20 protein-coding genes and 1 pseudogene are annotated in these 23,208 nt (G+C 57.5%); 12 read left to right on the top strand and 9 right to left on the bottom strand.

What is annotated here, in order from left to right; translation table 11 throughout:
* Nucleotides 1-171 precede the first annotated feature (171 nt).
* The 8 genes and pseudogenes from WFM49_RS11115 to WFM49_RS11080 form a co-directional block, all read right to left on the bottom strand.
* Nucleotides 172-1,233 (bottom strand): annotated as a pseudogene (locus tag WFM49_RS11115) (glycosyltransferase family 4 protein); the annotation flags it as partial.
* A 5-nt stretch (nucleotides 1,234-1,238) separates the two neighbouring features.
* Nucleotides 1,239-2,366: a glycosyltransferase family 4 protein gene (locus WFM49_RS11110; protein WP_009461098.1), complete on the bottom strand. Its 1,128-nt coding sequence runs from the start codon at nucleotides 2,364-2,366 to the stop codon at nucleotides 1,239-1,241.
* Between the two features lie 63 nt (nucleotides 2,367-2,429).
* Entirely contained in the window at nucleotides 2,430-3,539 is a 1,110-nt protein-coding gene (locus WFM49_RS11105) for a glycosyltransferase family 4 protein (protein WP_009461099.1), read from the bottom strand.
* A gap of 39 nt (nucleotides 3,540-3,578) precedes the next feature.
* A complete protein-coding gene (murJ, locus tag WFM49_RS11100; protein ID WP_009461100.1) occupies nucleotides 3,579-4,940 on the bottom strand; it encodes a murein biosynthesis integral membrane protein MurJ in 1,362 nt (453 codons plus the stop codon).
* Complete coding sequence (locus WFM49_RS11095) at nucleotides 4,937-5,962, bottom strand: SDR family oxidoreductase (protein ID WP_022983250.1); 1,026 nt, start codon at nucleotides 5,960-5,962, stop codon at nucleotides 4,937-4,939. The genes murJ and WFM49_RS11095 overlap by 4 nt, the downstream gene beginning before the upstream one ends.
* A 14-nt stretch (nucleotides 5,963-5,976) precedes the next feature.
* Nucleotides 5,977-7,257, bottom strand: a complete 1,281-nt coding sequence (tviB, locus tag WFM49_RS11090; RefSeq protein WP_022983251.1) for a Vi polysaccharide biosynthesis UDP-N-acetylglucosamine C-6 dehydrogenase TviB — start codon at nucleotides 7,255-7,257, stop codon at nucleotides 5,977-5,979.
* Nucleotides 7,258-7,306: 49 nt separating this feature from the next.
* The gene (locus WFM49_RS11085) at nucleotides 7,307-8,431 is read right to left on the bottom strand and encodes an MraY family glycosyltransferase (protein WP_336973307.1); all 1,125 of its coding nucleotides are present in this window, start codon (nucleotides 8,429-8,431) and stop codon (nucleotides 7,307-7,309) included.
* Between the two features lie 198 nt (nucleotides 8,432-8,629).
* Nucleotides 8,630-9,586: a LysR family transcriptional regulator gene (locus WFM49_RS11080; RefSeq protein ID WP_009461103.1), complete on the bottom strand. Its 957-nt coding sequence runs from the start codon at nucleotides 9,584-9,586 to the stop codon at nucleotides 8,630-8,632.
* Between the two features lie 289 nt (nucleotides 9,587-9,875).
* Here WFM49_RS11080 and uraD point away from each other — a divergent pair, with 289 nt between their 5' ends.
* From uraD to WFM49_RS11050, 6 genes are all read left to right on the top strand, one after another.
* Nucleotides 9,876-10,406, top strand: a complete 531-nt coding sequence (gene uraD / locus WFM49_RS11075; RefSeq protein WP_009461104.1) for a 2-oxo-4-hydroxy-4-carboxy-5-ureidoimidazoline decarboxylase — start codon at nucleotides 9,876-9,878, stop codon at nucleotides 10,404-10,406.
* A gap of 145 nt (nucleotides 10,407-10,551) precedes the next feature.
* Nucleotides 10,552-11,064, top strand: coding sequence for an ureidoglycolate lyase (locus WFM49_RS11070; protein WP_009461105.1), 513 nt, complete (start codon nucleotides 10,552-10,554; stop codon nucleotides 11,062-11,064).
* Nucleotides 11,061-11,852 carry a class II aldolase/adducin family protein gene (locus WFM49_RS11065; protein WP_022983252.1) on the top strand — a complete coding sequence of 264 codons (792 nt, stop codon included), beginning with the start codon at nucleotides 11,061-11,063 and terminating at the stop codon, nucleotides 11,850-11,852. Before WFM49_RS11070 ends, WFM49_RS11065 begins: the two co-directional genes overlap by 4 nt.
* A 27-nt stretch (nucleotides 11,853-11,879) precedes the next feature.
* Nucleotides 11,880-12,065, top strand: a complete 186-nt coding sequence (locus WFM49_RS11060; protein WP_009461108.1) for a 4-oxalocrotonate tautomerase — start codon at nucleotides 11,880-11,882, stop codon at nucleotides 12,063-12,065.
* A gap of 373 nt (nucleotides 12,066-12,438) precedes the next feature.
* Nucleotides 12,439-13,923: a nucleobase:cation symporter-2 family protein gene (locus WFM49_RS11055; RefSeq protein WP_022983253.1), complete on the top strand. Its 1,485-nt coding sequence runs from the start codon at nucleotides 12,439-12,441 to the stop codon at nucleotides 13,921-13,923.
* Between the two features lie 195 nt (nucleotides 13,924-14,118).
* Nucleotides 14,119-14,994: an outer membrane protein OmpK gene (locus WFM49_RS11050; RefSeq protein ID WP_009461111.1), complete on the top strand. Its 876-nt coding sequence runs from the start codon at nucleotides 14,119-14,121 to the stop codon at nucleotides 14,992-14,994.
* A gap of 61 nt (nucleotides 14,995-15,055) precedes the next feature.
* On the opposite strand, the gene WFM49_RS11045 is transcribed toward WFM49_RS11050, so the two are convergent.
* A complete protein-coding gene (locus WFM49_RS11045; protein WP_021446969.1) occupies nucleotides 15,056-15,973 on the bottom strand; it encodes a LysR family transcriptional regulator in 918 nt (305 codons plus the stop codon).
* Between the two features lie 110 nt (nucleotides 15,974-16,083).
* On the opposite strand from WFM49_RS11045, the gene gcl reads away from it, so the two are divergent.
* From gcl to pyk, 6 genes are all read left to right on the top strand, one after another.
* Nucleotides 16,084-17,859, top strand: a complete 1,776-nt coding sequence (gene gcl / locus WFM49_RS11040) for a glyoxylate carboligase (RefSeq protein WP_009461112.1) — start codon at nucleotides 16,084-16,086, stop codon at nucleotides 17,857-17,859.
* Between the two features lie 28 nt (nucleotides 17,860-17,887).
* Complete coding sequence (hyi, locus tag WFM49_RS11035; RefSeq protein ID WP_021446971.1) at nucleotides 17,888-18,676, top strand: hydroxypyruvate isomerase; 789 nt, start codon at nucleotides 17,888-17,890, stop codon at nucleotides 18,674-18,676.
* Between the two features lie 39 nt (nucleotides 18,677-18,715).
* The gene (locus WFM49_RS11030; protein ID WP_035271253.1) at nucleotides 18,716-19,600 is read left to right on the top strand and encodes a 2-hydroxy-3-oxopropionate reductase; all 885 of its coding nucleotides are present in this window, start codon (nucleotides 18,716-18,718) and stop codon (nucleotides 19,598-19,600) included.
* Nucleotides 19,601-19,821: 221 nt separating this feature from the next.
* Entirely contained in the window at nucleotides 19,822-21,099 is a 1,278-nt protein-coding gene (locus tag WFM49_RS11025) for a glycerate kinase type-2 family protein (RefSeq protein ID WP_336973220.1), read from the top strand.
* 22 nt (nucleotides 21,100-21,121) lie between these two features.
* Nucleotides 21,122-21,520, top strand: a complete 399-nt coding sequence (locus WFM49_RS11020) for a GlcG/HbpS family heme-binding protein (protein WP_009461115.1) — start codon at nucleotides 21,122-21,124, stop codon at nucleotides 21,518-21,520.
* A 29-nt stretch (nucleotides 21,521-21,549) separates the two neighbouring features.
* Nucleotides 21,550-22,971: a pyruvate kinase gene (gene pyk / locus WFM49_RS11015; RefSeq protein ID WP_336973218.1), complete on the top strand. Its 1,422-nt coding sequence runs from the start codon at nucleotides 21,550-21,552 to the stop codon at nucleotides 22,969-22,971.
* The last annotated feature ends 237 nt before the right edge of the window (nucleotides 22,972-23,208 follow it).

The following is a 23,208-nucleotide window of genomic DNA, read 5'->3' as shown; positions in this document are numbered from 1 at the left end:
CAAGGCCTGACGGCTGCGCTTGCGCTTGGGGGGATACTGCGCCGTCAAGGTCTTCCAGGCCTGCGTGTAATTCTTGACCATGCCTTCCAGGGAGAACAGGCGGGCAACCCGTTCACGCGCATGCTCATGACGAGCCTGCCAGGAAGGCGCACCCAGTTCATCCACCGCGCTATTGATCGCGCCTGCCAAAGCTTCAGCATTGCTGGGGGGAACAATCCAGCCCTCATTACCGACGATCAAGGCAGCATCACCCACATCGGTGACCACATTGGACACCCCCGCAGCCATTGCTTCGCAGACCACGTTGGGAAAGCCTTCTGCCGAGCTGGACAAGACATGCACGTCCAGCGCATTCATCAGGCGAGGGACATCGCTGCGTCGTCCCATCAGGATGACGCTCTCGCGCAACTGATGCTGATCCAGCAAGCGCATCAAGGTTTCGTTATTACTGTCCATGCCATCGCCAATCAAAAGACAACGCAAGCCTGGATGACGGTGCAGGCTGCGAGCTAAGGCGGCCAGCAGATTGGGATGATCTTTAAGCGGATTCCAGCGGGCCACACTGCCAATGACAGGCGTATCCAGTGACAGGCCCAATTCTTCGCGCACTTCTTCACGTGCCTGCGGGTCAGGATGCCAACGGCTTAGATCGTAGCCATTGGGAATCACTTTCATGATGTCCGCACGATAACCCCACTGCTTGTGACGTCGGGCGGCATTTTCTGCGCAGGACACAATCAAATTGGGAATAAAACGTGACAGGCGGGCGCACAGCCAGGCCACCATACGAGCTTTCGGGCTGCCTTGATACAGATTCGCGCCCGAGTTACGAATACCCCAGGACACAGCCGGAATGCCGACCAGTCGCGCTGCGGCACCACCGATCAGATCGGAGTGATACATCCAGGTCTGCACCACATCGGGCTGCAAATCGCGCAGCAAGCGCGTCAGCGATCGCAGACCTTTCAAAAAGCCCAGCGGCGAGTGCATGTGCAGGCAGTACAAAGGAATGTCTGCAGCCCGCAATTGCGGCCCGAAAACATCTTCCTCGCCCAGAGAAATCACAATATGTTCGGTATCTTGACCGGGTGCTGTCACCAAGCGGAACAAGACGGTTTCTGCCCCACCCTGCCCCAGTCCCGCAATAATATGCACGACTCGCAAGGGCGGCGTTACTTTCTCCAGCTTGTCATCCACGGCGTCTGTGTCCTGATTGAACGACCTTGGCTGCATTGCACTCATGCTTTGGCTCCCTCTTCGATACCGCCACGGGCGGCCTGAAAGACCTGGTCCCAGTTAAGCAAAACCTGCTCTAGTTCATAACGCTGACGCACCGCTGCAGCGGCACGACGGCCCAAGACGCCCCGAAAGACGCCATCCCCCATCAGCTCGGCCAGGGCGGCAGTCAAGGCACCTTCATCCCCTACCGGCACCAGCAGGGCATCCTTGCCATCGGAACTGATTTCGCGCGGGCCGCTGGGGCAATCAACCGTCACGGCGGGCAGGCCCATGGCCATGGCTTCCAGCAACACGTTCGGAAAACCCTCTACTTCCGAAGTCATGACAAAGGCATGGGAGCGCGCCATTTCCTGCCAGGGCTCAGCGGTTTTGCCGGCCAGTTCGATACGATCGCCCGCACCGGACATGGCAATCTGCTGCACCAATTGGGCTCGCTGCGGGCCATCGCCCCAGATTTTCAATTTCCATTCCGGATGCTCGGCGGCCAGGCCTGCAAATACGCGGATCAAGACATCAAAACGTTTGGAGGGCACCAGACGCCCCATGGCCATCAAGGTGCAGTGACGGTTCTCCTCCACCCGCACCTCGCGCTGCACGGCATTCAAGGCCTGCGGCAAGGGGTTGGGAACCACCATGACCTGCTTCATGCCCGGCACCATGGCCTGGAACGCCGCCACACTGGCTCGGGTTTGCACAGTCACTACCTGCGCCTTGGGGTACAGACGGCGGCGCAGGCTTTGCAGCAGCTTGCCTGCGCTGCTGCTAAAGGCCGGGTTGGTGCGTTCACCCACCACAATAGGGACGCCCATGCCGCCCAGCCCCAGCAACACATTGATATTCACATTGGTCAGAAAAGACACGATGACATCAGGCTGTTTTTCATGCACCAGCTTGCGCATGGCGCGCAGCTTGGCCAAGGGTTTGGGCAACCAGCTACCGCGCATGCGATGGGCCAGCCACACCAGTTCCACCTTGGAGTCAATAGGGTAAAAGGCGCTGCCTCCTCCACTATAAGTAGGCACCAGGGTGACCTGATCGCCCCGCAAACCCCAGGCATTGGCCAGGGTGGAAGCGACGCGCTCGGCGCCGCCTGCGTTCAGGGAGCTGACGAAAAACAGAATATTCACTGGGCCTCCGTGGGCTCATCGACCGGGTAGCTTGGGCCTGCTGGCACTAGGCAAAGCGCCATTTTAAGGCCGACGCAAGCACTGTTCCAACACTTGCTGCCATAGCGCCAGAACTCGGGCCGAGGAAAAACGATCGCGCACATCCGTGGCGCGGCGTGCCAATCGCTGACGCTTGTCGTCGTTGGACATCAGGTCGGATAAATGGGCTGCCAGGGCTTCCACGTCTTCAATCGGGCGTACCAAGACGCCGTCAATATTGGCGCGGATAATCTCGCGCGGGCCGGTATCGCAATCAAAGGCAACCGCGGTCAAACCGCTGGCCATGGCTTCCAGCAGGCTGTTGGACAAGCCTTCCATGCGGGAGCTGAGTACATACAGATCTGACTGCTCGTACCAATCCGCCATATTGCCGACGCGGCCGGGAAGCTGAATCCGCTCTTGCAGCTCCAACTCTTCAATTCGTGCTTCCAGAGGAGCACGCTGCTCGCCTTCGCCCAGAATCACCAAGTCCCAGTCCGGGAAATAGTTGGACAACATGGCAAAGGATTCGATCAGGGTGTCAAACCCTTTAACCGGGTGCAGTCGCCCCACAGCCAGCAAACGTTTGCGGCCTTCTGGCAGTTCGGGCACCGGCACGACAGGCTCGGCACTATCCATAGGCCAGCGTACGGCATTAGGAATTACCTGAACCTGGCTGCCGGGCACATGCTCGCGCAACCAGTCTGCAGTACCAGCAGTCAGCGCGATCACGGCATGAGCTTGCGGATAGGTACGCAAACGGGCTTTTTGCCAGAAAGAGGACAAGGACTGAGAGGGCGGATGCGTATGCTCGGTAGCAATCACCTTGCAGGGCAAGCCCTTGGCGGCAGAAATGGCCAGTACCGAGGAAGTGGTCATCATGCCCAGAACCACATCGGGTTTGGTCTTGCGTATCAGGGATCGCACCCGGCTCACGCGCCGCCAGTTCTTCCACAAGGCATCCAGGCGGCCACGACTGCTGCCTGCCGTTCCCAGCACGTGGCGCTCTACGCCCTCTGCTACGGTATACGCGTCTTTGTCACGGCCGGCCTGCGTCACCAGAGACACTCGATAGCCGCGCGCCACCCAGGCTGCGCTTAAATCGACGGCGACACGTTCTGCCCCGCCCCCACCCAAAGAGTGGATAAGCAGCATGATATGAGGGCGAACTCCCGAATGACTGTGCACGTTTTCCTATTCCTGCGAACCAGACGCAAAGGCACTGGCTGGCTTCAAAGCCAAGATGAAATAACAAGTGAAAGAAGCCGCATACATCAGGCTGGTCGCCAGCATGATGCCCGACGGACCCATGCGCGCCGCCAGAATCGGGTTCAGGGCCGCTTTCACCAAAAAATTGATCACGGCAATAATTGCCATGGATTTATAACGGTTCTGACTGGCCAATAGCTGCACCAGAATCAGCACCCCAAAATAAAAAGGTAGTTGCACCAGTCCCCAGCTAAAAACCTGGGCGACGGTGGCCGTATCCTGCGCGGTAAACGCGCCACGTTCAAACAGCAGTGCCACGCCCCAAGGAGCCAGCAGGACGCCGATGGCCGCCGCTACTCCACCAGCCGCCAACATCATGACCGACCATTTCAAGGCCATGGAACGAGCACGGGCGTTATCGCCCCGGCTTTGAATATCAGCCAGCACAGGCAAGGCAGCACGGCCTACAGAGGCCGCCCCCACACCTAGAACCAGGGCCAGCAAGCGCGTGGCATAACCCAAGGTCGCGTTGGCATTCGCGCCCAGATTGGCCGCCGTATATTGGTCGATAGGGCCGACAAAGCTCATGGCAACCTGCCCCACCAGCATGATCGTGGCGGCCTTGAGCAAATCCGGCCACTGTTCGGCACGCAAGCTGATCGTGGGACGAGCCCAGATCTGATCAGCCCGAGAAGCCAGAATCATCAGCCACACGGCCTGGATCGTCATACCCAGCAAGGTGCCCCACAACAAGGGGCCAATGCCGGCATTGGCCCCTGCGGCCAGCACCCAGATCAGGATGACAAAGGCAGGAACACTTTCCAGCAGGGTGTTGATGTGACGCTCATGCGCCCGCAAACGGGCGGCACTCAGGCCAATCATCAGGGTCAGAACCGCCGCTGGCGCAAAGGCAAACAGCAGTTCCTGGCTCATTTCATGGACTGCAGGACTTAAACCCTGTCCCGTCCATTGCAGCACCCAGGGCCAGCTAATCCAGATCAATGCACCCAGCACGCAGCCCAGCACAATGCACCAGGCCTTGAGTTCACCCAGAAAACGGCTGCGCGCTGCCGGTTCCAGACGATGCAAGCGCACCAGAACGGGAATCAGCACAACGGACATGGAGCCAACGATTGTCACTGGCAGCCAATTGGCCATGACCATCGTGAACTGATAGGCATCGACTACATCGCTCACACCGTAGCGATAAGCCACCGCCATTTCTTTGAAAGCGCCCGCTGCCTTGCCCAGCAACAGAAAAAACGCCACCCGCATCGCCCCCAGGGCGATGCGACGGTGGTCGTCATGCAAACTAGACAGACGTGCTTTCAGGCTGGCCCAAATCAACTCAGAAACGCCACGTACCAGGGCATAGCTGTGTTCAAGCCCTGCAAAATCGTGTGAGTCGGCTCGTAACCCAATTGGGTGCGAGCCTTAGTGATATCGGCTTGAGAGTGCAGCACATCGCCCGCGCGGAAGTCCGCATAGATGGGCTGTTTGGTGTAGTTCACACCATTTGCACTCAAGGTCTGCTTCAAGTGCTCGAACAGCTCATTCAAACTGGTGCGAGCATTGACGGCCACGTTATAGACTTCGGCCACAGCAGGTTTTTGCTGCACGGCGGCCAGGATATTCATCTGAATAACGTTGTCGATAAAGCAGAAATCGCGGCTGGTTTGGCCATCCCCATTGATTTGCACATCCTGGTTCTGGATCATGGCCGATACCCATTTGGGGATCACCGCAGCGTAAGCACCATTGGGGTCCTGACGTTTGCCAAATACATTGAAGTAACGCAGGCCCACGCTGGAAAAGCCATAGGCACGGGCAAACACGTCCGCATACAGCTCGTTCACGAACTTGGTGACGGCGTAGGGAGACAGTGGACGACCAATCGTATCCTCCACCTTGGGCAAACCGGGATGGTCGCCATAGGTGGAACTGGAAGCCGCATAAACAAAGGCTTTAACCTGTTCGTCACGCGCGGCCACCATCACGTTCAAGGCGCCGTTCACGTTGACCTCATTGGAAGTCAGCGGATCGTTCAAGGAACGAGGCACCGACCCCAAAGCGGCCTGGTGCAGCACATAGTCCACGCCTTTAACAGCTTCGCGACAGGTATCCAGATTGCGGATATCGCCTTCAATAAAGCGAAAACGAGCCCAGCGCTCGGCACCAACCTGATCGCGCACTTCGTCCAGATTGTATTGATGGCCGGTTGCAAAGTTATCCAGACCTACCACCTGCTGATCCATTTTCAGCAGGGCTTCCAGCAGGTTGGAACCGATAAAGCCGGCACAACCCGTAACCAGCCAGGTTTTAGGCTGATTACGCAGTTGCTGGCTCGCCTGTTCGAATGCAGCGCTCATAATGCTTTCCAAAATTAAAGACGCAGATCGGATTGTTCGCGATCAAACACATACTTCAAGTCGTAGAGCACATGCTCGGGCTTGCCCCATTGGCGCACACCTTCCACACCCAGTTCCTTGAACTGCTTGTGGGCTACAGCCACGATCACCCCGTCGTACTCACCCGCTTTAGGAGTCTCGACCGGAGTAATACCGTATTCATGTTGCGCTTCTTTAGGGTCAACCCATGGATCGTATACATCTACGTGAACATCGTATTGCTTGAGTTCATGCACGATATCGACGATGCGGGTGTTACGCAGGTCCGGGCAGTTTTCTTTAAAGGCCAGACCCAGCAACAGGACGCGCGAACCTTGCACCTGAATGCGGCGCTTGGTCATGGCTTTAACCAGTTGGGAGGCCACATAGCCGCCCATGGAGTCGTTCAGACGGCGGCCAGCCAGAATGATCTCGGGGTGGTAGCCAATGGCTTGCGCCTTGTGGGTCAGGTAGTACGGGTCCACGCCAATGCAGTGACCACCCACCAGACCAGGACGGAAAGGCAGGAAGTTCCACTTGGTGCCCGCCGCTTCCAGCACGTCCAGGGTATCGATGCCCAGACGGTTGAAGATCAGAGCCAATTCGTTGATCAGGGCGATATTCACGTCGCGCTGGGTGTTCTCGATCACCTTGGCCGCTTCTGCCACACGAATGGAGCTAGCCTTGAAGGTACCCACCACAATGATCTCGCGGTACAAGGCGTCGACCAATTCAGCGACTTCAGGGGTCGAGCCGGAAGTGACTTTCTTGATTGTGGAGACGCGGTGTTCCTTGTCGCCTGGATTGATACGCTCCGGACTGTACCCCGCGTAGAAATCTTCGTTAAAGCGCAGGCCCGACACTTGCTCCAGCACAGGCACACACACTTCTTCGGTCGCACCGGGGTAAACCGTGGACTCGTAAACCACGATGTCACCACGCTTGAGCACTTTACCGATGGTCTCGGAAGCGCGGACCAGAGGAGTCAGATCAGGCTGCTTGAATTCATCGATAGGCGTGGGCACAGTCACAATGAACACATTGGCCTGGGCCAGTTCATCGGCCTCGCAGGAGTAGCTCAAGCCACTGGCCTGGGCCAGTTCTTCGCTCTCGACCTCCAACGTGCGGTCTACCCCTTCCTTGAGTTCGGCGACACGACGCGCGTTAATGTCAAAACCAATAACGGAACGCTTTTTGCCAAACTCTACAGCCAAAGGCAAACCGACATATCCCAAGCCGATGACGGCCAGTTTCACATTCTCAAGTTGCAACTTCATTCTCCAGTTAGCGCTATGCGCAAGGAATAATCTCGAACGCCTGACAGTATCAGTCCCGATCTATCCGCCGCCGTACCGAGGGTAGCAGCAGCCAGGAAGGGCGACGCCACGAAACCAGACGGGAATAGAGCCAGATATAAACCAGTGAGAAGGCCAGCATGCTGGCACACAAAGCCCAAGTATTGTCCCACCAGATCGTGGCTGGTACCAAACCGATCAGGGCCAGTACCCACAGGTAAGGCGAGGTCATGGCATTACAAAACGCGGGCAAGGCTCCGCCACTGTCACGACTGAACGTGGAACGCACCAGACGACGGAACACCAGTTGATGCAGGTGCAGCGCGTCCGGCTGATCCACAGGCACACCGCGTTTGAAACGGCGACGCCAGATCGAAAACATGGTTTCAAAAACAGGGTAAAACAGCACGGCCAAGGCGTAAAACGGCGACACACTGGGGTTGCGCACCACCAGTTGCACAGCCAGTTCAGCCAGCATGAAGCCCAGGAAATATGCGCCCCCATCCCCCAGAAAGACCCGTCCAAAAGGAAAGTTCCATACCAGAAAGCCCAGGGTGGCCGACGCCAGCGAGGCGGCAATCAGGAAAATCGGAATGTCCTGCACCTGCAAGGCCACCAGAGCCAGGGACAGCGCCATCAAGGTGGCGATCATGCCGGCCAGGCCATTCATACCGTCAATAATATTCAGGGCATGGGTACAGCCGCCTACCGCAATCATGGTAAAGAGCAGCGAAATGGGCCAGAAACCCAGAACCCAATCAGCCCAGCTCACCCCAACACGCGACACACCACCCAACAGCCACCAGGCAATCGAGGCCGACAGGAAAGCGGCCAGCAAGCGTTTCAGAGAACCTACGTCCTTGGTGATGTCCTCGACCAGGCCCGCCACAAATACCGGCATGGCAGCCAGAAACAAGACCGGCCACAGCCAGGTCAGTGTCATATTGCTGGGCCCAAGGACCAGCAAGCCAGCCAAACTGCCTGCCACCACGGCCAGACCACCCACACGCGGGGTAGGACGAGAATGGGACGCTTGGGGTTTACTAAGGTCGCTGTCCCCGGTCAGACGGCCATGCCAACGTTCGGAGGCCACGATCAGCCCGCCGACCATAAAAGCCACGACACAGATATACAACCAGGTAAGAGACTCCCCCATCTGAGGTAAAGACACCGCAAAACACCTGCTAGGTTAGGAACTACACATTATCAACCTGCCTTCCGGCTTGTGTCCGTGACCAGTCGCATTAAATGCAACAATTTCCGTCAAGTCCCGTATCACTTTCGTGTAGGCAGGAGTAGCTCGCTAATTTGCCCGAGCGCGAGCCCGAAAGCAAGTATTTTGCGGGATTGGGGCTCAGGAATCGGGTTGCGGCAACGGTTCTGTCGAGGCCAGCTGATTACCGCACTCGGTCAGGAGTCGCCGTAACCAGCGATGGCTGGGCGAATGCCGGTTACGTTCATGCCAGAGCTGATAAAAGCGCATGGGCGGAAACTCCAGCGGGGCCTCCAGAATCGCCAGGGGCAATAGTCGACAATAAAACTCGGCGAAATGACGCGAAGTCGTAAAAATCAGGTCTGTATTCTGTAGCAAATACGGTGCTGCCGAAAAGGACTGCACCGCCACGCTTTCATCACGCTGAATACGCAGAGTCGCCAAGGTCGTATCGATGACACCGCGCTGGTTGATGGAATACGGCATGGGCACCACATGGCGCGCCCGCACGTAATCATCCATGGTCAACCCCTTGCGAGCCAAGGGGTGCGTTGCCGCTACCAGGCAGACAATCTGATCTTCCAGCAGCACGGACAGGTGCATGCGATCGGGCGGTTCGGGCCAGTTCCCAATAACCATATCCAGGTCGCCTTCCGCCAAAGAACGCTCAAAATCAAAGCTGGCATCCAGAGAATGCAGATTCAAGCGTGCCCCCGGTGCCTCGCGACGCATGCGCTCGACCACTCCGCCAATAAAGACAGGCGCCAGATAATCTGGCGCTCCGATATGAAACTCACTGCGACTTACCTGAGGGTCGAAACTGTCGGGCGCATTAACCATACAGTCGATCTCGGCCAGGGCTCCTTTAGCGTGGGCCAGCAGGCCAATGGCGCGCTCGGTAGGCACCATGCCCCCTTTTTCGCGCACCAGCAAAGGATCGCCAATAATGTCACGCAAGCGTCGTAAGGCCGCACTGATAGCAGGCTGCGACTGGTTCATTTTGAACGCGGTACGCGAGACGCTGCGCTCGGTAACGAGTAAGCAAAATACCCTCAAGAGATAGGTATCAAGCGGGTTATCCCCACGTCGGGCGGCCATCTTATTCTCTCCTTCTTACGCTTTTTTCCAGCATGATAATGACATACATGCACAATACGAGATGGCATATATCATTTATACGCCTAATTCTATTTTATTTATAAACAGAAAACTTAAACTGGTCCCATATAAGAAAATCATAGCCCACAGGCGGTGGTTTATAAGGGTTTGAATAAATCAAACATACCGTGTAAACGCCCACCCACTACCCTTGATAAAACGGCCTCCAGGCCTGGTCCTGGAGCCGCCTCGGCTCGCACTATTTACGCTTAGATAATCGGACTGACACATGACTACTCAAACCCTTACCACCACACAGGCGCTCACCGAACTCTCCAGCCTGGATCAGAGCCAATTCGTGGAAAAGCTTGAAGGTATTTTTGAACATTCCCCCTGGGTCCCTGAGCGTAGCTGGAACCAGCGTCCCTTTGAAAGCGTGGATCAGTTGCACGCCTGCATGGTGCAAGTGGTCCAAGAAGCATCGCACGAAGAACAGAAGAACCTGATCTGTGCTCACCCCGAGCTGGCTGGTAAAGAAGCCGAGCAAGGGACCCTGACCACCGCATCGACAGGCGAACAACGTGGCGCCGGCCTGGATCAGTGTTCGGCCGAAGAGCTGGCCCGTCTGCGTGGCCTGAATGCCCAATACCGTGAGCGCTTCGGTTTTCCCTTCGTGATTGCCGTCAAGGGTTTGAGCCGTTACCAAATCATGGATACAGTAGAAGCTCGTCTGAACAACAGTGCTGAAACCGAGTTTCAAGCTTGTCTGACTGAAATCGGCAAGATTGCCCGTTTCCGTCTGGATGCGCTGCTGGGCTGATTTTGCTGCCTGCCGGGTCTTGTTGACCCATCCAGTTCACGGGGTAGCGCCAGCCTGCGGGCACGCTGCCCTTTGTTTCCTCTGACCCTTCGTGGCGCGGCTGCTTTCAGCCCCACGCGGGTCTGCCCTACCAAGGACCTCTGCCATGACAATCACATTGAAGTTGGAAACCCTGACAGCCGAAGCCTTCGCCCCCTTTGGTGATGTCATCGAGGCCTCCGACACGGTTCAGCACTTCACCATCAATGAAGGCAATACCGAGCGCTACCACGACCTGGCCAAGATCGAGCCGGGTGCAGACGGTCAGGCGATTGTGTCCATTTTCCGTGGTCAGCCACGCACCTTGCCCTTTACCGTGGAAATGATGGAACGCCACCCCAAAGGTAGCCAGGCCTTCATTCCGCAGTCCGGCCAACCGTATCTGGTGATTGTGGCCCCTGCTGGCCCGACTCCCAAGGCAAGCGATCTACGCCTGTTCCTGGCCCGTGGCGACCAGGGCGTGAACTACGCAACTGGCGTTTGGCACCACCCCTTGATGGCACTGAATCAAGTGGCCGACTTCATCGTGATTGACCGCAAAGGTCCCGGCGACAACTGCGATGTGATTCAGCTGGAAGAAAAAGCCATCATTGCTGAACTGGAAACCACAGCAGCGTGAGCCAGTCCTGTCCCATCACGCCGGACATAGCGGCCATTTACGCCCATCGTCCGGCCGATATTGATCCTGAGCACTGGCGCGCCCGTGTCAATCTGGCCGCCGCCTACCGGCTGGCGGCCCGCCAGGGCTGGGACGATATCATCTACACCCATATCTCCCTGCGCCTGCCCGGCCACGACGACACTTTCCTGATCAATCCCTTCGGTTTGCGCTTTGATGAAATCTGCGCTTCCAATCTGCTCTTGATTGATACCCAGGGCCAGGTTGTGGACGGCACAGGCCGTCGTGCCAACCCCAGCGGTTTTGCCATTCACGGAGCCGTTCACCGCGCCCGAGCGGATGCACACTGTGTCATCCACTTACATACAGATGCCTCGATTGCCGTCTCGGCTCTGTCCTGTGGACTGCTGCCTCTATCGCAACACGCCATGCGGTTCTGGCAGGATATTGGCTATCACGACTATGCCGGTCTGGCCTTCCCGCCCCAGGAGCAAGAGGCCCTGCTCAAGCAATTAGGCTCCTATCCCGCCCTGCTCTTGCGCAATCACGGTGCCCTGACCTGTGGCCGTACTGTTGCCGAAGCTTATGTCCTGATGGATGCCTTGGAGCGCGCCTGTCGCATTCAGCTCTCGGCCATGGCTGCCAGCCCGCAACTGCACCTGCCCCCGACGGATGTGCTGGATTTGACACATCGCCAGCTTTTACCCGGGGATGAGCCAGAGGGCTTGTTAGAATGGCCAGCCTTGCTGCGCAAGCTCTATCAGAGCGAGCCGGATTTTTGCCGCTAAGACCCTTTCCACCCCTACGGAGCTTTTATGCCTTCTATTAACGTACAACTATTCGACGGCCGTCCCGTGGAAATCAAGCGTGAGCTCGCCCAGGCCCTGACTAAAGAAGCCTGTCGCGTGCTTGGCTGTACCCCGGAGGCCGTCGATGTGGTCTTTACCGATGTCAAACGCGAGGACTGGGCCACGGCCGGCGTCCTGTGGTCGGACAAGTAAATCAGACCCATGAAAAAGCGGCCACAGGGCCGCTTTTTTTATATCTTTCAGCACCTTAACGGCTCTTCAAACGTAAATCAAACAGTAGTTTGGAGGCTATTAACATAGATTTTCAGGATGGACTAGGTGGGCAATACCCCTAGCGCTGAAAAATGCATGAAAAAAGCAGGAATCTGCTAGGGCGTGGCCTGAACACAGGCCCCATCTACAGGGCATATATCCTTTCCCCCCTGTCAGCATCAGCCTGCCATACGCTTTTACGTATTCTACTTATCAAGCCGTACTGCCTTCCAGTGATAGGGCCCATCCGATAACTTTATGCTTACGCGGCCCAGGCATCGGCTGCGCATAACGTATTAATAAGGAGACCCGGATGTCCGCCAACCCAGAAGTGTCCACACCTGCTGCTTGTGACGGTGTAGACGAACGCCTACCAACGGGGCGCCTGGCAACCCTTGGTTTGCAACACGTCATGGTGATGTACGCGGGCGCAGTTGCTGTCCCCCTGATCATTGGTGCGGCCTTGGGCCTGTCCAAGGAACAGATCGCATTCCTGATTAATGCCGACCTGCTGTGCTGTGGCCTGATCACCATCATCCAGGCTCGTGGCCTGGGTATGTTCGGTATCAAACTGCCCGTCATGATGGGCGTGTCCTTTGCAGCGGTCAGCCCCATGATCGCCATTGGCCTGGATCCGCAACTGGGCCTGCCCGGTATTTTCGGCGCCACCATTCTGGCCGGTATCTTCAGTATTCTGATTGCTCCGGTATTTAGCCGTCTGATGGGCCTGTTCCCCCCGGTCGTGACCGGCATCATCATCACCGTTATTGGTGTGACACTGATGCGTGTAGGTCTGAACTGGATTGGTGGCGGCGCTCCCACTATTACAGATCCGGCCACCGGCCTGTCCATCCCCAACCCCGAATACGGCTCGCTGGAAAACCTGGGCATTGCCCTGATGGTGCTGACTGTGATCCTGCTGATCACCAAGTTTGCACGCGGTTTCCTGGCAAACGTGGCAGTGCTGATTGGTCTGCTGGTCGGTTTCTTTGTCTCTTTGGCCATGGGTCGCATCACCTTTGAAGGTCTGGATCAGACCAGCTGGTTTGCGGTGGTGACTCCATTCCACTTTGGCGTGCCTACTTTCAGCTGGGCCCTGCTGGGCGCAGCGGCAGTCCTGTCCCTGATCATGGTGGTGATCATGGTTGAGTCTCTGGGCATGTTCCTGGCATTGGGTTCCATCTGCGGCCGTCCTACCGACCGAGAAGCGCTGGTGCGCGGTCTGCGTACCGACGGTCTGGGTACCCTGGTGGGCGGCATCATGAACACCTTCCCGCACAGCTCGTTCTCGCAAAACGTGGGCCTGGTCAGCGTGACCGGCGTGCGCAGCCGCTGGGTATGTGTCATGGGTGGTGCCTTCCTGATCATGCTGGGCCTGTTCCCAAAAATGGCTTTCATTGTGGCCTCCATCCCCAACTACGTTCTGGGCGGTGCTGGCATTGTGATGTTCGGCATGGTGGCCGCTACCGGCATCAAGATCCTGATGTCGGCCAACCTGAACCGCAACCCTTACAACCCCTATATCGTGGCCATCAGCCTGGGCTTTGGCATGATTCCCCTGGTTGCCGAGCACCTGCTGGACAAGATGCCCCCTGCTCTGGCTCCCTTGCTGCATAGCGGAATCTTGCTGGCTGCCGTATCTGCCATCTTGTTGAACCTGTTTTTCAACGGCATGGAAAAATACGCCGACCAAGGCCACACCGTTGAATCCACCGCTGCTACCCAGGCCCGCAAACAGGCCGCTGCTCAAAAAGCGACTGAAGACAGCGGCAATCACCTGGCCTCGCAAAACGGCTAAGCCCCTTTTTGAACAGCCGTCCTGCCTGAAATGGGCGGCTGTTCAAATTTCCGCAGTACCTTCATAAAAGTATCGACTGCCCATAATTAATCTAAGCAAGGTCAGTAACACCCACTCAAAGAAAACTAAGGCCGCAGGCCATAAGGGACATCAGATCCCAGGGACCTGCTTGTGCTCAAACAAAGAGGAGACACCATGAAAAAGCTACACCCTGCTCGCTGGGCATGCGCCCCGCTGGCCGCCGCCCTGCTGTCCAGCCCCGCCTTGGCAGCTGACTGGAGCGACACCTTTTTAGGCTACCGCTTCAGCACGCAATACACCGAGCCGATGAACGATCGGACTATTCAGAAGCACATCCTGAGCCTGACACACGTCAACGGCTACAGCCTGGGCCAGAACTTCTTCAACCTGGATATCCTGCAGTCGGACCGCTACGATCCCTCCAACGGGAATGGCAGCAATGGCGCCACCGAGTTCTACGCCACCTATCGTCACCAGCTCTCCATGGGCAAGGTATTCGACAAGGATCTGAGCTTCGGCCCCGTAAAAGATGTGGCCATCACAGCGGGCTTTGACCTGAACACCAAAAACACCGCCTTTGCACCGCGCAAACGCCTGCTGGTACTGGGCCCAACCTTCAAATTCGATGTACCCCGAGGCTTTGTGGACCTGAGCCTGATGGTGGGTAAGGAGTGGAACCACTGCGGTCTGGGTGCTCCCGCCTGCCCGGACAGCCGCCGCTCTTTCGACACCCAGTTTTTAGCCAGCCTGAACTGGAATCTGCCCTTTGATGTGGGTTCAGTGCCTTTGAAGTTCCAGGGCTTTGCCAACTACGCCGGCCCCAAAGGTGATGACTACGCGGGCATCAGCACCAAGTCTGAAGTATTGGTCCGTACATCCCTGATGGCCGACGTGGGTAAAGTGGCCTTCGACAAGAAGAACACCTTGTGGGTGGGGATTGGCTACGAGTACTGGTACAACAAGTTCGGTAACCGCTACAAGGCAGACGGCAGCCTGAAACCCGGTATCAAAACCAGCGCTCCAACCGTACAGCTGGAATGGCATTTCTAAGTCGTACGCAGCAAAAAAACCGCTTTTCGAAGCGGTTTTTTCATTCCAAAGCGTAAAAATCCTAGAACTGCACCTCACCGTCCCAGTAACCCGGCGTGTTGTAGATGGCACGCAAATAATCAATAAAGCGCCGCACTTTGGCCGGCAGATAGCGCTGCTGCTGATACACCGCCTGAATGTCATAACTGGGAATCTCGAACTCGTTCAGCACCGTCACCAGCTCGCCCCGCTTGAGCTCTGGCTGAATTTCCCAGGTGGAGCGCCAACCTATCCCCCAGCCCTGCTTGACCCAGTTAAAAAGCAATTCACCGTCATTGCAATCCAGATCACCATCAACCCGTACCGCCAAAGGACGACCATCCCGCAAGAAGGTCCAGCCGCGTTGCTGCCCACCCTGCAAGTTGAAGGCCAGACAGTTATGACGGGCCAGATCTTCCGGTACGCGCGGCACCCCGTGACGCTCGAAATACTCGGGCGTACCACACACCACACGGCGGTTCGGATACAGACGTACCGCCACATAGTTGGGGTCAGTGACCTCGCCAATACGCAAGGCCATGTCATAACCTTCGCGCACCAGATCCACCACGCTGTCGGTGAAGTTGAAAGATAGTTTCAGCTCGGGGTAACGCTTCTTGAAGGACAAGGCATGCGGTGCCACATGACGGCGCCCAAAGGCAGCCGGAGCCGATACCACCAAGTGCCCGCGCACCACTCTACGCTGGGCGCTGATGCTGGCTTCGGCTTCTTCAAAATCCTTCAGAATTTGTTTGCACTGCTCCAGAAACTGCTCGCCCAGATCAGTCAAAGTCAGCCCGCGCGTGGACCGGTGCATCAAACGCACCCCCAGTCTCTGCTCCAAGGCATCCAGGCGCCTACCCATCACCACCGGGGTAACGCCTTCGATCACGGAAGCAGCCGCAAAACTGCCTTTTTCAGCGACCAGCGCAAAACTTCGAATTTCGGTATAACGGCTCATTCAATACTCCAAGTATCGATAGAAACAATCGTACCACCATTTCTAGGCAGGGCTATCACTCCTTATTATCGAGTTGTGAATTTCGTCAAACGATGATCTAGGAGATATCAATGGCTCGAATGAGAGCAGTGGACGCCGCCGCCGCGATTTTACGTAAAGAAGGCGTGAGCACCGTATTTGGCGTGCCTGGCGCCGCAATCAACCCCTTCTACTCCGCACTGCGCAAGGAAGGTGGCTTTGATCACATTCTCGCCCGCCACGTGGAAGGCGCTTCCCACATGGCCGAAGGTTTTACCCGTGCCAATCCCGGCAATATCGGCGTATGTATCGGTACTTCCGGCCCCGCTGGCACAGACATGATCACCGGCCTGTACTCCGCATCGGCTGACTCGATCCCAATTCTGTGCATTACCGGCCAGGCCCCTCGTGCCCGCCTGTACAAGGAAGACTTCCAGGCTGTGGACATTGAATCCATTGCCAAGCCCGTGACCAAGTGGGCCGTCACCGTGCGCGAACCCGATCTGATCCCGCGCGTGTTCCAGCAGGCTTTCCACATCATGCGCTCTGGCCGTCCTGGTCCTGTGCTGATCGATATGCCTATCGACGTGCAGATGGCCGAGATCGAATTTGATCTGGATACCTACTCCCCGCTGGAAGCCTACAAGCCTGCTGCCACCCGTGCCCAGGCTGAAAAAGCCATCGAACTGCTGAACGCTTCCGAGCGTCCGCTGATCGTATCCGGTGGCGGCGTCATCAACGCCAACGCATCCGAGCTGCTGCAGGAATTTGCCGAGCTGGTCAACGTACCCGTTATCCCGACTCTGATGGGCTGGGGTACTGTGGCCGACGATCACCCATTGATGGCTGGCATGGTTGGCCTGCAAACCTCGCACCGCTACGGCAACCAGACCTTGCTGGCATCGGACTTTGTATTCGGTATCGGTAACCGCTGGGCCAACCGCCACACCGGTTCCGTAGACGTCTACACCGAAGGCCGCAAGTTCGTGCACGTGGACATCGAGCCTACACAGATCGGCCGCGTATTTGGCCCTGATCTGGGCATTGCCTCGGACGCTGGCGCTGCATTGAAACTGTTCATTGAAGTCGCCAAGGAATACAAGGCTGCTGGCAAGCTGCGCGACCGCGCCGCCTGGGTAGCCGACTGCCAGAAGCGCAAGGCCACCTTGCAGCGCAAGACCAATTTCGACAACGTACCCCTGAAGCCTCAGCGCGTTTACGAAGAAATGAACCGCGCCTTTGGTCCTTCGACCACCTACGTCAGCACCATTGGTCTGTCGCAGATTGCTGCCGCCCAGTTCCTGCACGTGTACAAACCACGTCACTGGATCAACTGCGGTCAGGCAGGCCCATTGGGCTGGACCATTCCCGCCGCCCTGGGTGTGGTCGCCGCTGACCCAGGTCGTGAAGTGGTGGCCATTTCGGGCGACTACGACTTCCAGTTCATGATTGAAGAACTGGCCGTGGGCGCGCAGTTCAAGCTGCCTTACATCCATATTCTGGTCAACAACGCCTACCTGGGTCTGATCCGTCAGGCACAGCGTGGCTTCGAGATGGACTATTGTGTACAGCTGGCCTTTGACAACATCAACGCCCCTGAAACCGAAGGTTATGGTGTGGATCACATCACCGTGGTGGAAGGTCTGGGTTGCAAGGCCATCCGCGTACACAAACCCGAAGACATCCAGCCTGCCATTGAACAGGCTCGCGCATGGATGAAAGAGTTCAGCGTGCCGGTTGTGATCGAACTGATCCTGGAGCGCGTCACCAACATTGCCATGGGTACCGAACTGCACAATGTGACGGAATTCGAGTCCCTGGCCGAAGCGGGTATTGACGCCCCCACCGCCATCTCGCTGATGGACTGATTGCTGATTTAAAAAACGGAGTAGCACTATGCCAAAATTTGCCGCCAACCTGACCATGCTGTTTAACGAGCACGACTTCCTGGATCGCTTCCAGGCAGCGGCCGAAGCTGGTTTCAAGGGAGTGGAGTACCTGTTCCCCTACGCCTACGACAAACAGCAGCTGGCTGACAAACTGCAACAACACGGTTTGACCCAAGTGTTGCACAACCTGCCTGCGGGCGACTGGGACAGCGGCGAGCGCGGCATTGCAATCCTGCCCGAGCGCGTGGGTGAATTCCAGGACGGCGTAGGCCATGCCATTGAATACGCCACCGCGCTGGGCTGCAAGCAAGTCAACTGCCTGGCTGGCAAGCTGGCCGAAGGTGCAGACCGCGAACTGGCTCACAAGACCTTGGTCAGCAATCTGCAGTTTGCTGCCGCCAAGTTGAAAGACGCCGGCCTGCGCCTGCTGGTTGAACCCATCAATACCTTCGACATTCCCGGTTTCTACCTGAACCGTACCGAACAGGCCGCGGCGCTGTTGCAGGACGTGGGTTCGGACAATCTGTTCATCCAGTACGACGTCTACCACGCCCAGCGCATGGAAGGCGAGCTGGCTGCCACCATGAAAAAGCACCTGGACAAGATTGCACACATCCAGATCGCGGATAACCCAGGCCGCAACGAACCGGGCACAGGCGAGATCAACTACGCCTGGCTGTTCAAGTACATCGACAGCATTGGCTACCAGGGCTGGATCGGCGGCGAGTACAAGCCCGCCGGCGTGACCAAGGATGGCCTGGGCTGGATGACTGAACTGACTGAAGTCACTGCCTGATCGTCGAATACCTGCAGATAATTATTAGGAGATTACACAATGGCTAAAATCGGTTTTATTGGTTTGGGCATCATGGGCGCACCCATGGCCGTCAACCTGATCAAGGGTGGTCATGAGCTGTTTGCCTACACCCGTGGCGACTTCCCCAAAAGCGTGAAAGAAGCTGGCGCCACCGTTTGCGCCAACGGCACCGAAGTAACCCGTCAGGCTGACATCATCATCACGATGGTGCCCGACACCCCGCACGTGGAAGATGCGCTGTTTGGCGAAGACGGCATTGCCGCCGGTCTGAGCGCTGGCAAGATCGTGGTGGACATGAGCTCCATCTCCCCCGTGGCCACGAAAGACTTTGCCGAGCGCATCGTCAAGCTGGGCTGCGAATACCTGGACGCTCCTGTGTCCGGTGGCGAAGTCGGTGCCAAGGCTGGCTCGCTGACCATCATGGTCGGCGGCAAGCAAGAAGCCTTCGACAAGGTCAAGCCCCTGTTTGAACTGATGGGCAAGAACATCACTCTGGTCGGCGGCTACGGCGACGGCCAGATCACCAAAGTGGCCAACCAGATCATCGTGGCCTTGACCATTGAAGCCGTGGGCGAAGCCCTGCTGCTGGCCTCCAAGGCCGGTGCCGATGCGGGCAAGGTTCGTGAAGCGCTGATGGGCGGTTTCGCAAACTCCCGTATTCTGGAAGTTCACGGTGAGCGTATGGTCAAGCGCACGTTTGATCCAGGCTTCCGCATCGAACTGCACCAGAAAGACTTGAACCTGGCCCTGACCACGGCGCGCCAGCTGGGTGTAGCACTGCCCAACACCGCAACGGCCCAGGAGCTGTTCAATACCTGCGCCGCCCACGGTGGCGCCGCACAAGACCACTCCGCCATGGTCCGCGCTCTGGAAATCATGGCCAACTACGAGATTGGTCAATAAGATCGGTTCAAGGATGCTCCCGTCCGGACTGATTTTTTCCAGATATCAAGCCAGTACGACCGGGACATCCAGCAAGCGGGCTGCGGCCCGCTTTTTTTTACCGCCAAGCCCCCCAGACAGCACAATCTTTCTCGAAGGCTGCCAGTCAAAGCGGGGAGGTGAAGGCGTGTTGTAGCGCAGTAAGATGGTTTGTTGCCGTCACTCTGCATTAGGATTGACCCATGAAGATCGAGCCACAAGACTTACTCAGCAAAATGTTTCAAGCTGCCGTCAACGCGGCTCAGCCTGAACATTGCATCCCGCCTTATCTGCCCGATGCTCCCAAAGGCCGCACCATTGTGATCGGTGCTGGCAAAGCATCGGCAGCGATGGCCCAGGCACTGGAGCGTCACTGGGACAAAGGCCCCATCAGCGGTGTTGTCGTCACCCGCTATGGCTACGGCGTGCCTTGTGATCACATCAAGATTCTGGAGGCCTCTCACCCGGTCCCCGATCAAGCCGGTGAAGACGCGGCCCGCGAAATTTTGCGCACGGTCAGCGATCTGAACGAAGACGATCTGGTTATTTGCCTGATTTCCGGTGGCGGCTCGTCTCTGCTGCCTCTTGCCGGAGAAGGCATCACCCTGGCGGACAAGCAAGCTATCAACAAAGCGCTGCTCAAATCGGGCGCTTCAATTGGTGAGATGAACACGGTACGCCGCCACCTGTCCGCCATCAAAGGCGGCCGTCTGGCAGCGGCTTGTGCCCCTGCTCGTGTCCTGAACCTGTTGATTTCCGATGTTCCCGGCGACAAGCCCATGGACATCGCTTCTGGCCCCACGGTGGCAGATCCCACCACATGCGAGCAAGCGCTGGAAATCATTACCCGCTACGGCATCGAAATTCCTGCCGCAGCCCGCGCCCTGCTGAAGAGCGGCGATGGCGAAACCATCAAGCCCGACGATCCACGCCTGGCTCATGTCACCACCCATCTGGTCGCCACACCCCAACTGGCCCTGCTGGCTGCAGCTCGTGTCGCTGAAGCCCGTGGGGTGCGTCCCGTCTTGCTGGGCGACAGCATTGAAGGCGAAGCCCGCGATGTAGGCAAAGTCATGGCCGGTATCGCCTTGAGCGTTGCCCAGCATGGCCAGCCTGCCCAGGCCCCCTGCGTGCTGCTCTCGGGCGGAGAAACCACCGTGACCTTGCGCGGCCAGGGCCGTGGCGGTCGCAATGTGGAATTTCTGTTGTCCACCGCCATTGCCTTGAACGGGGCACCCGGTATCTACGGTTTGGCCGGCGATACCGACGGTGTGGACGGCCAGGAAGAAATTGCCGGAGCCTTCTGCGGTCCGGACACTTTGGAGCGTGCCTGGCAACAAGGTATACGCCCAAGGGCCAGTCTGGACAATAATGATGGTCATGGCTTCTTTGAAGCCTTGGATGACGCTTTGGTTACGGGCCCTACCCTGACCAACGTCAACGATTTCCGTGCAATTCTGGTTTTACCCCCTAGCGATTAACGCTTTTCTTAAAGGACTGGACATGAGAGACACGAAAGTACTGACCCTGGCCGATGTTAAAAAAATTGCCGCTGCTGCCGAGCAAGAAGCGCTGAAGAACAACTGGGCTGTCAGCATCGCCATTTGCGATGCAGGCGGTCACGCGCTCTGGATGCAACGTATGGACGGCGCTCCCTTGATGAGCGCGCAGGTTGCTCCCGCCAAGGCACACACATGCGTGCTGGGCGGTGGCAAGCCCAGCAAGGTTTTTGAAGACATGGTCAACAATGGTCGCTTTGCCGCTCTGTCCATGCCCATCACGCCACTGGAAGGCGGCGAGCCGATTGTGGTGGACGGTCAAGTCATTGGTGCAGTCGGCGTGTCCGGCGTAAAGGCACCTGAAGACGCTCAGATCGCCCGCGCCGGTATCGCTGCTCTTTGAGCTATCGATCCCCCTAAGGACAACAACCCATGAAACGTCAACGTCATTCCCGCATTCTGGCTACCCTGGGTCCTGCCAGTTCTACGCCAGAACGCATTCGTGAACTGTTCGAGGCCGGCGCTGATGTGTTCCGCCTGAACTTCAGCCACGGCACACATGAAGACCATGCCGCGCGCTATCACACCATTCGTCAGATTGAACAGGAAACCGGTCGCAGTATCGGTATTCTGATGGACCTGCAAGGGCCCAAGCTGCGCGTTGGCAAAATGCAAGATGGCCGCGTGACATTGGAAACCGGCCAGAAATTCCGCCTGGACCTGGACCCCACTGAGGGGACCAGCCAGCGTGCCTACCTGCCTCACCCCGAAATCTTCGCTGCACTGGAAGATGGGACAGACCTGCTGCTCGATGACGGCAAGCTGCGTCTGCGTGTGGACAGCTTTGGTCCGGATTTTGCAGAAACCACGGTCATGGTCGGCGGCCCGCTGTCCGACCGCAAGGGCGTGAACGTACCCGGCGTGGTACTGCCTATCTCGCCCTTGACCGAAAAAGACCTGATCGATCTGAAGTTTGGACTGGAATTGGGCGTGGATTGGGTTGCGCTGTCCTTTGTGCAACGTCCTGGCGACATCCGTGAAGCCCGCGAGCTGATCGGCGACAAGGCCTGGATCATGGCCAAGCTGGAAAAACCGCAAGCGCTGGAACACCTGGAAGAAATTGTCCAGCTGTGTGATGGCGTGATGGTGGCACGTGGCGACCTGGGCGTGGAAGTCCCACCCCAGCGCGTGCCTGTGTTGCAGCGTCAAATCGTGCGTACTGCCCGTGCGGCAGGCCGTCCGGTGGTTGTCGCTACACAGATGCTGGAATCCATGATTACCTCGCCGGTGCCTACACGTGCTGAAGCTTCCGACGTGGCTACCGCCATCTATTCCGGTGCCGATGCCGTCATGCTGTCCGCCGAATCGGCCTCCGGCCAGTTTCCACTGGAAGCGGTGTCCATCATGGACAGCATCATCAAGGAAATCGAAAACGATCCTAGCTGGCGCACCATTCTGGAAGCCAACCACAGCACCGCTGAAGCCAGCACCGCAGACGCGATCTGCTGCGCCCTGCGTCGCGTGGCCAGCATTCTGGAACCGGCAACGAACGTGGCCTACACCACGACTGGCTTTAGCGCCTTGCGTGCCAGCCGTGAACGGCCCATCGCCCCTATCCTGGCACTGACACCCCGTGTGGAAACCGCACGCCGTCTGAGCTTGGCCTGGGGTGTCCATGCCGTGCCTTGCGAGGACGTCAGCGATCTGGGCGAGATGATCGACCACGCTACCGATATGGCAGCGCAACATGAGTTCGCCCAGGCGGGCGACACCATCGTGATGATTGCCGGTGTTCCTTTTGGCACCAGCGGTCGCACCAACCTGCTGCATGTGGCCACGGTTCCACAGAAGTAAGTTCGCTCAACCTTGGCGATAAAAAAAGCCTTGTCCATCCACTATGATGGGCAAGGCTTTTCCTATTCAGACTGTGCAGTATTTTTTTTCATGTGAAGCCAAAACAGCGGCGGCGAGCCGCACGGGCATCAACAAGGCCAGAAGCCCCGTAAATGCTGGCCCTTCAAGACAGGACACTCACAAACAAAAGATACGGGCAAAAAAAACCCGAGATCTAGAGATCTCGGGCAAATCCAC

The organism is Alcaligenes sp. PF14 (assembly GCF_037150615.1).
Lineage (GTDB): Bacteria > Pseudomonadota > Gammaproteobacteria > Burkholderiales > Burkholderiaceae_B > Alcaligenes > Alcaligenes phenolicus.
Note: the sequence above shows the minus strand (reverse complement) of the source record. Positions and strands in the feature narration are given on the sequence as shown.

Bases quoted from the DNA above. Each gene is read 5' to 3' on its own strand.
- WFM49_RS11105 (WP_009461099.1), bottom strand. From the start codon at position 3,539: ATGCTGCTTATCCACTCTTTGGGTGGGGGCGGGGCAGAACGTGTCGCC.
- WFM49_RS11095 (WP_022983250.1), bottom strand. From the start codon at position 5,962: ATGAGCGCTGCATTCGAACAGGCGAGCCAGCAACTGCGTAATCAGCCT.
- tviB (WP_022983251.1), bottom strand. From the start codon at position 7,257: ATGAAGTTGCAACTTGAGAATGTGAAACTGGCCGTCATCGGCTTGGGA.
- WFM49_RS11085 (WP_336973307.1), bottom strand. From the start codon at position 8,431: ATGGGGGAGTCTCTTACCTGGTTGTATATCTGTGTCGTGGCTTTTATG.
- WFM49_RS11080 (WP_009461103.1), bottom strand. From the start codon at position 9,586: ATGGCCGCCCGACGTGGGGATAACCCGCTTGATACCTATCTCTTGAGG.
- uraD (WP_009461104.1), top strand. From the start codon at position 9,876: ATGACTACTCAAACCCTTACCACCACACAGGCGCTCACCGAACTCTCC.
- WFM49_RS11070 (WP_009461105.1), top strand. From the start codon at position 10,552: ATGACAATCACATTGAAGTTGGAAACCCTGACAGCCGAAGCCTTCGCC.
- WFM49_RS11060 (WP_009461108.1), top strand. From the start codon at position 11,880: ATGCCTTCTATTAACGTACAACTATTCGACGGCCGTCCCGTGGAAATC.
- WFM49_RS11055 (WP_022983253.1), top strand. From the start codon at position 12,439: ATGTCCGCCAACCCAGAAGTGTCCACACCTGCTGCTTGTGACGGTGTA.
- WFM49_RS11050 (WP_009461111.1), top strand. From the start codon at position 14,119: ATGAAAAAGCTACACCCTGCTCGCTGGGCATGCGCCCCGCTGGCCGCC.
- WFM49_RS11045 (WP_021446969.1), bottom strand. From the start codon at position 15,973: ATGAGCCGTTATACCGAAATTCGAAGTTTTGCGCTGGTCGCTGAAAAA.
- gcl (WP_009461112.1), top strand. From the start codon at position 16,084: ATGGCTCGAATGAGAGCAGTGGACGCCGCCGCCGCGATTTTACGTAAA.
- hyi (WP_021446971.1), top strand. From the start codon at position 17,888: ATGCCAAAATTTGCCGCCAACCTGACCATGCTGTTTAACGAGCACGAC.
- WFM49_RS11030 (WP_035271253.1), top strand. From the start codon at position 18,716: ATGGCTAAAATCGGTTTTATTGGTTTGGGCATCATGGGCGCACCCATG.
- WFM49_RS11025 (WP_336973220.1), top strand. From the start codon at position 19,822: ATGAAGATCGAGCCACAAGACTTACTCAGCAAAATGTTTCAAGCTGCC.
- WFM49_RS11020 (WP_009461115.1), top strand. From the start codon at position 21,122: ATGAGAGACACGAAAGTACTGACCCTGGCCGATGTTAAAAAAATTGCC.
- pyk (WP_336973218.1), top strand. From the start codon at position 21,550: ATGAAACGTCAACGTCATTCCCGCATTCTGGCTACCCTGGGTCCTGCC.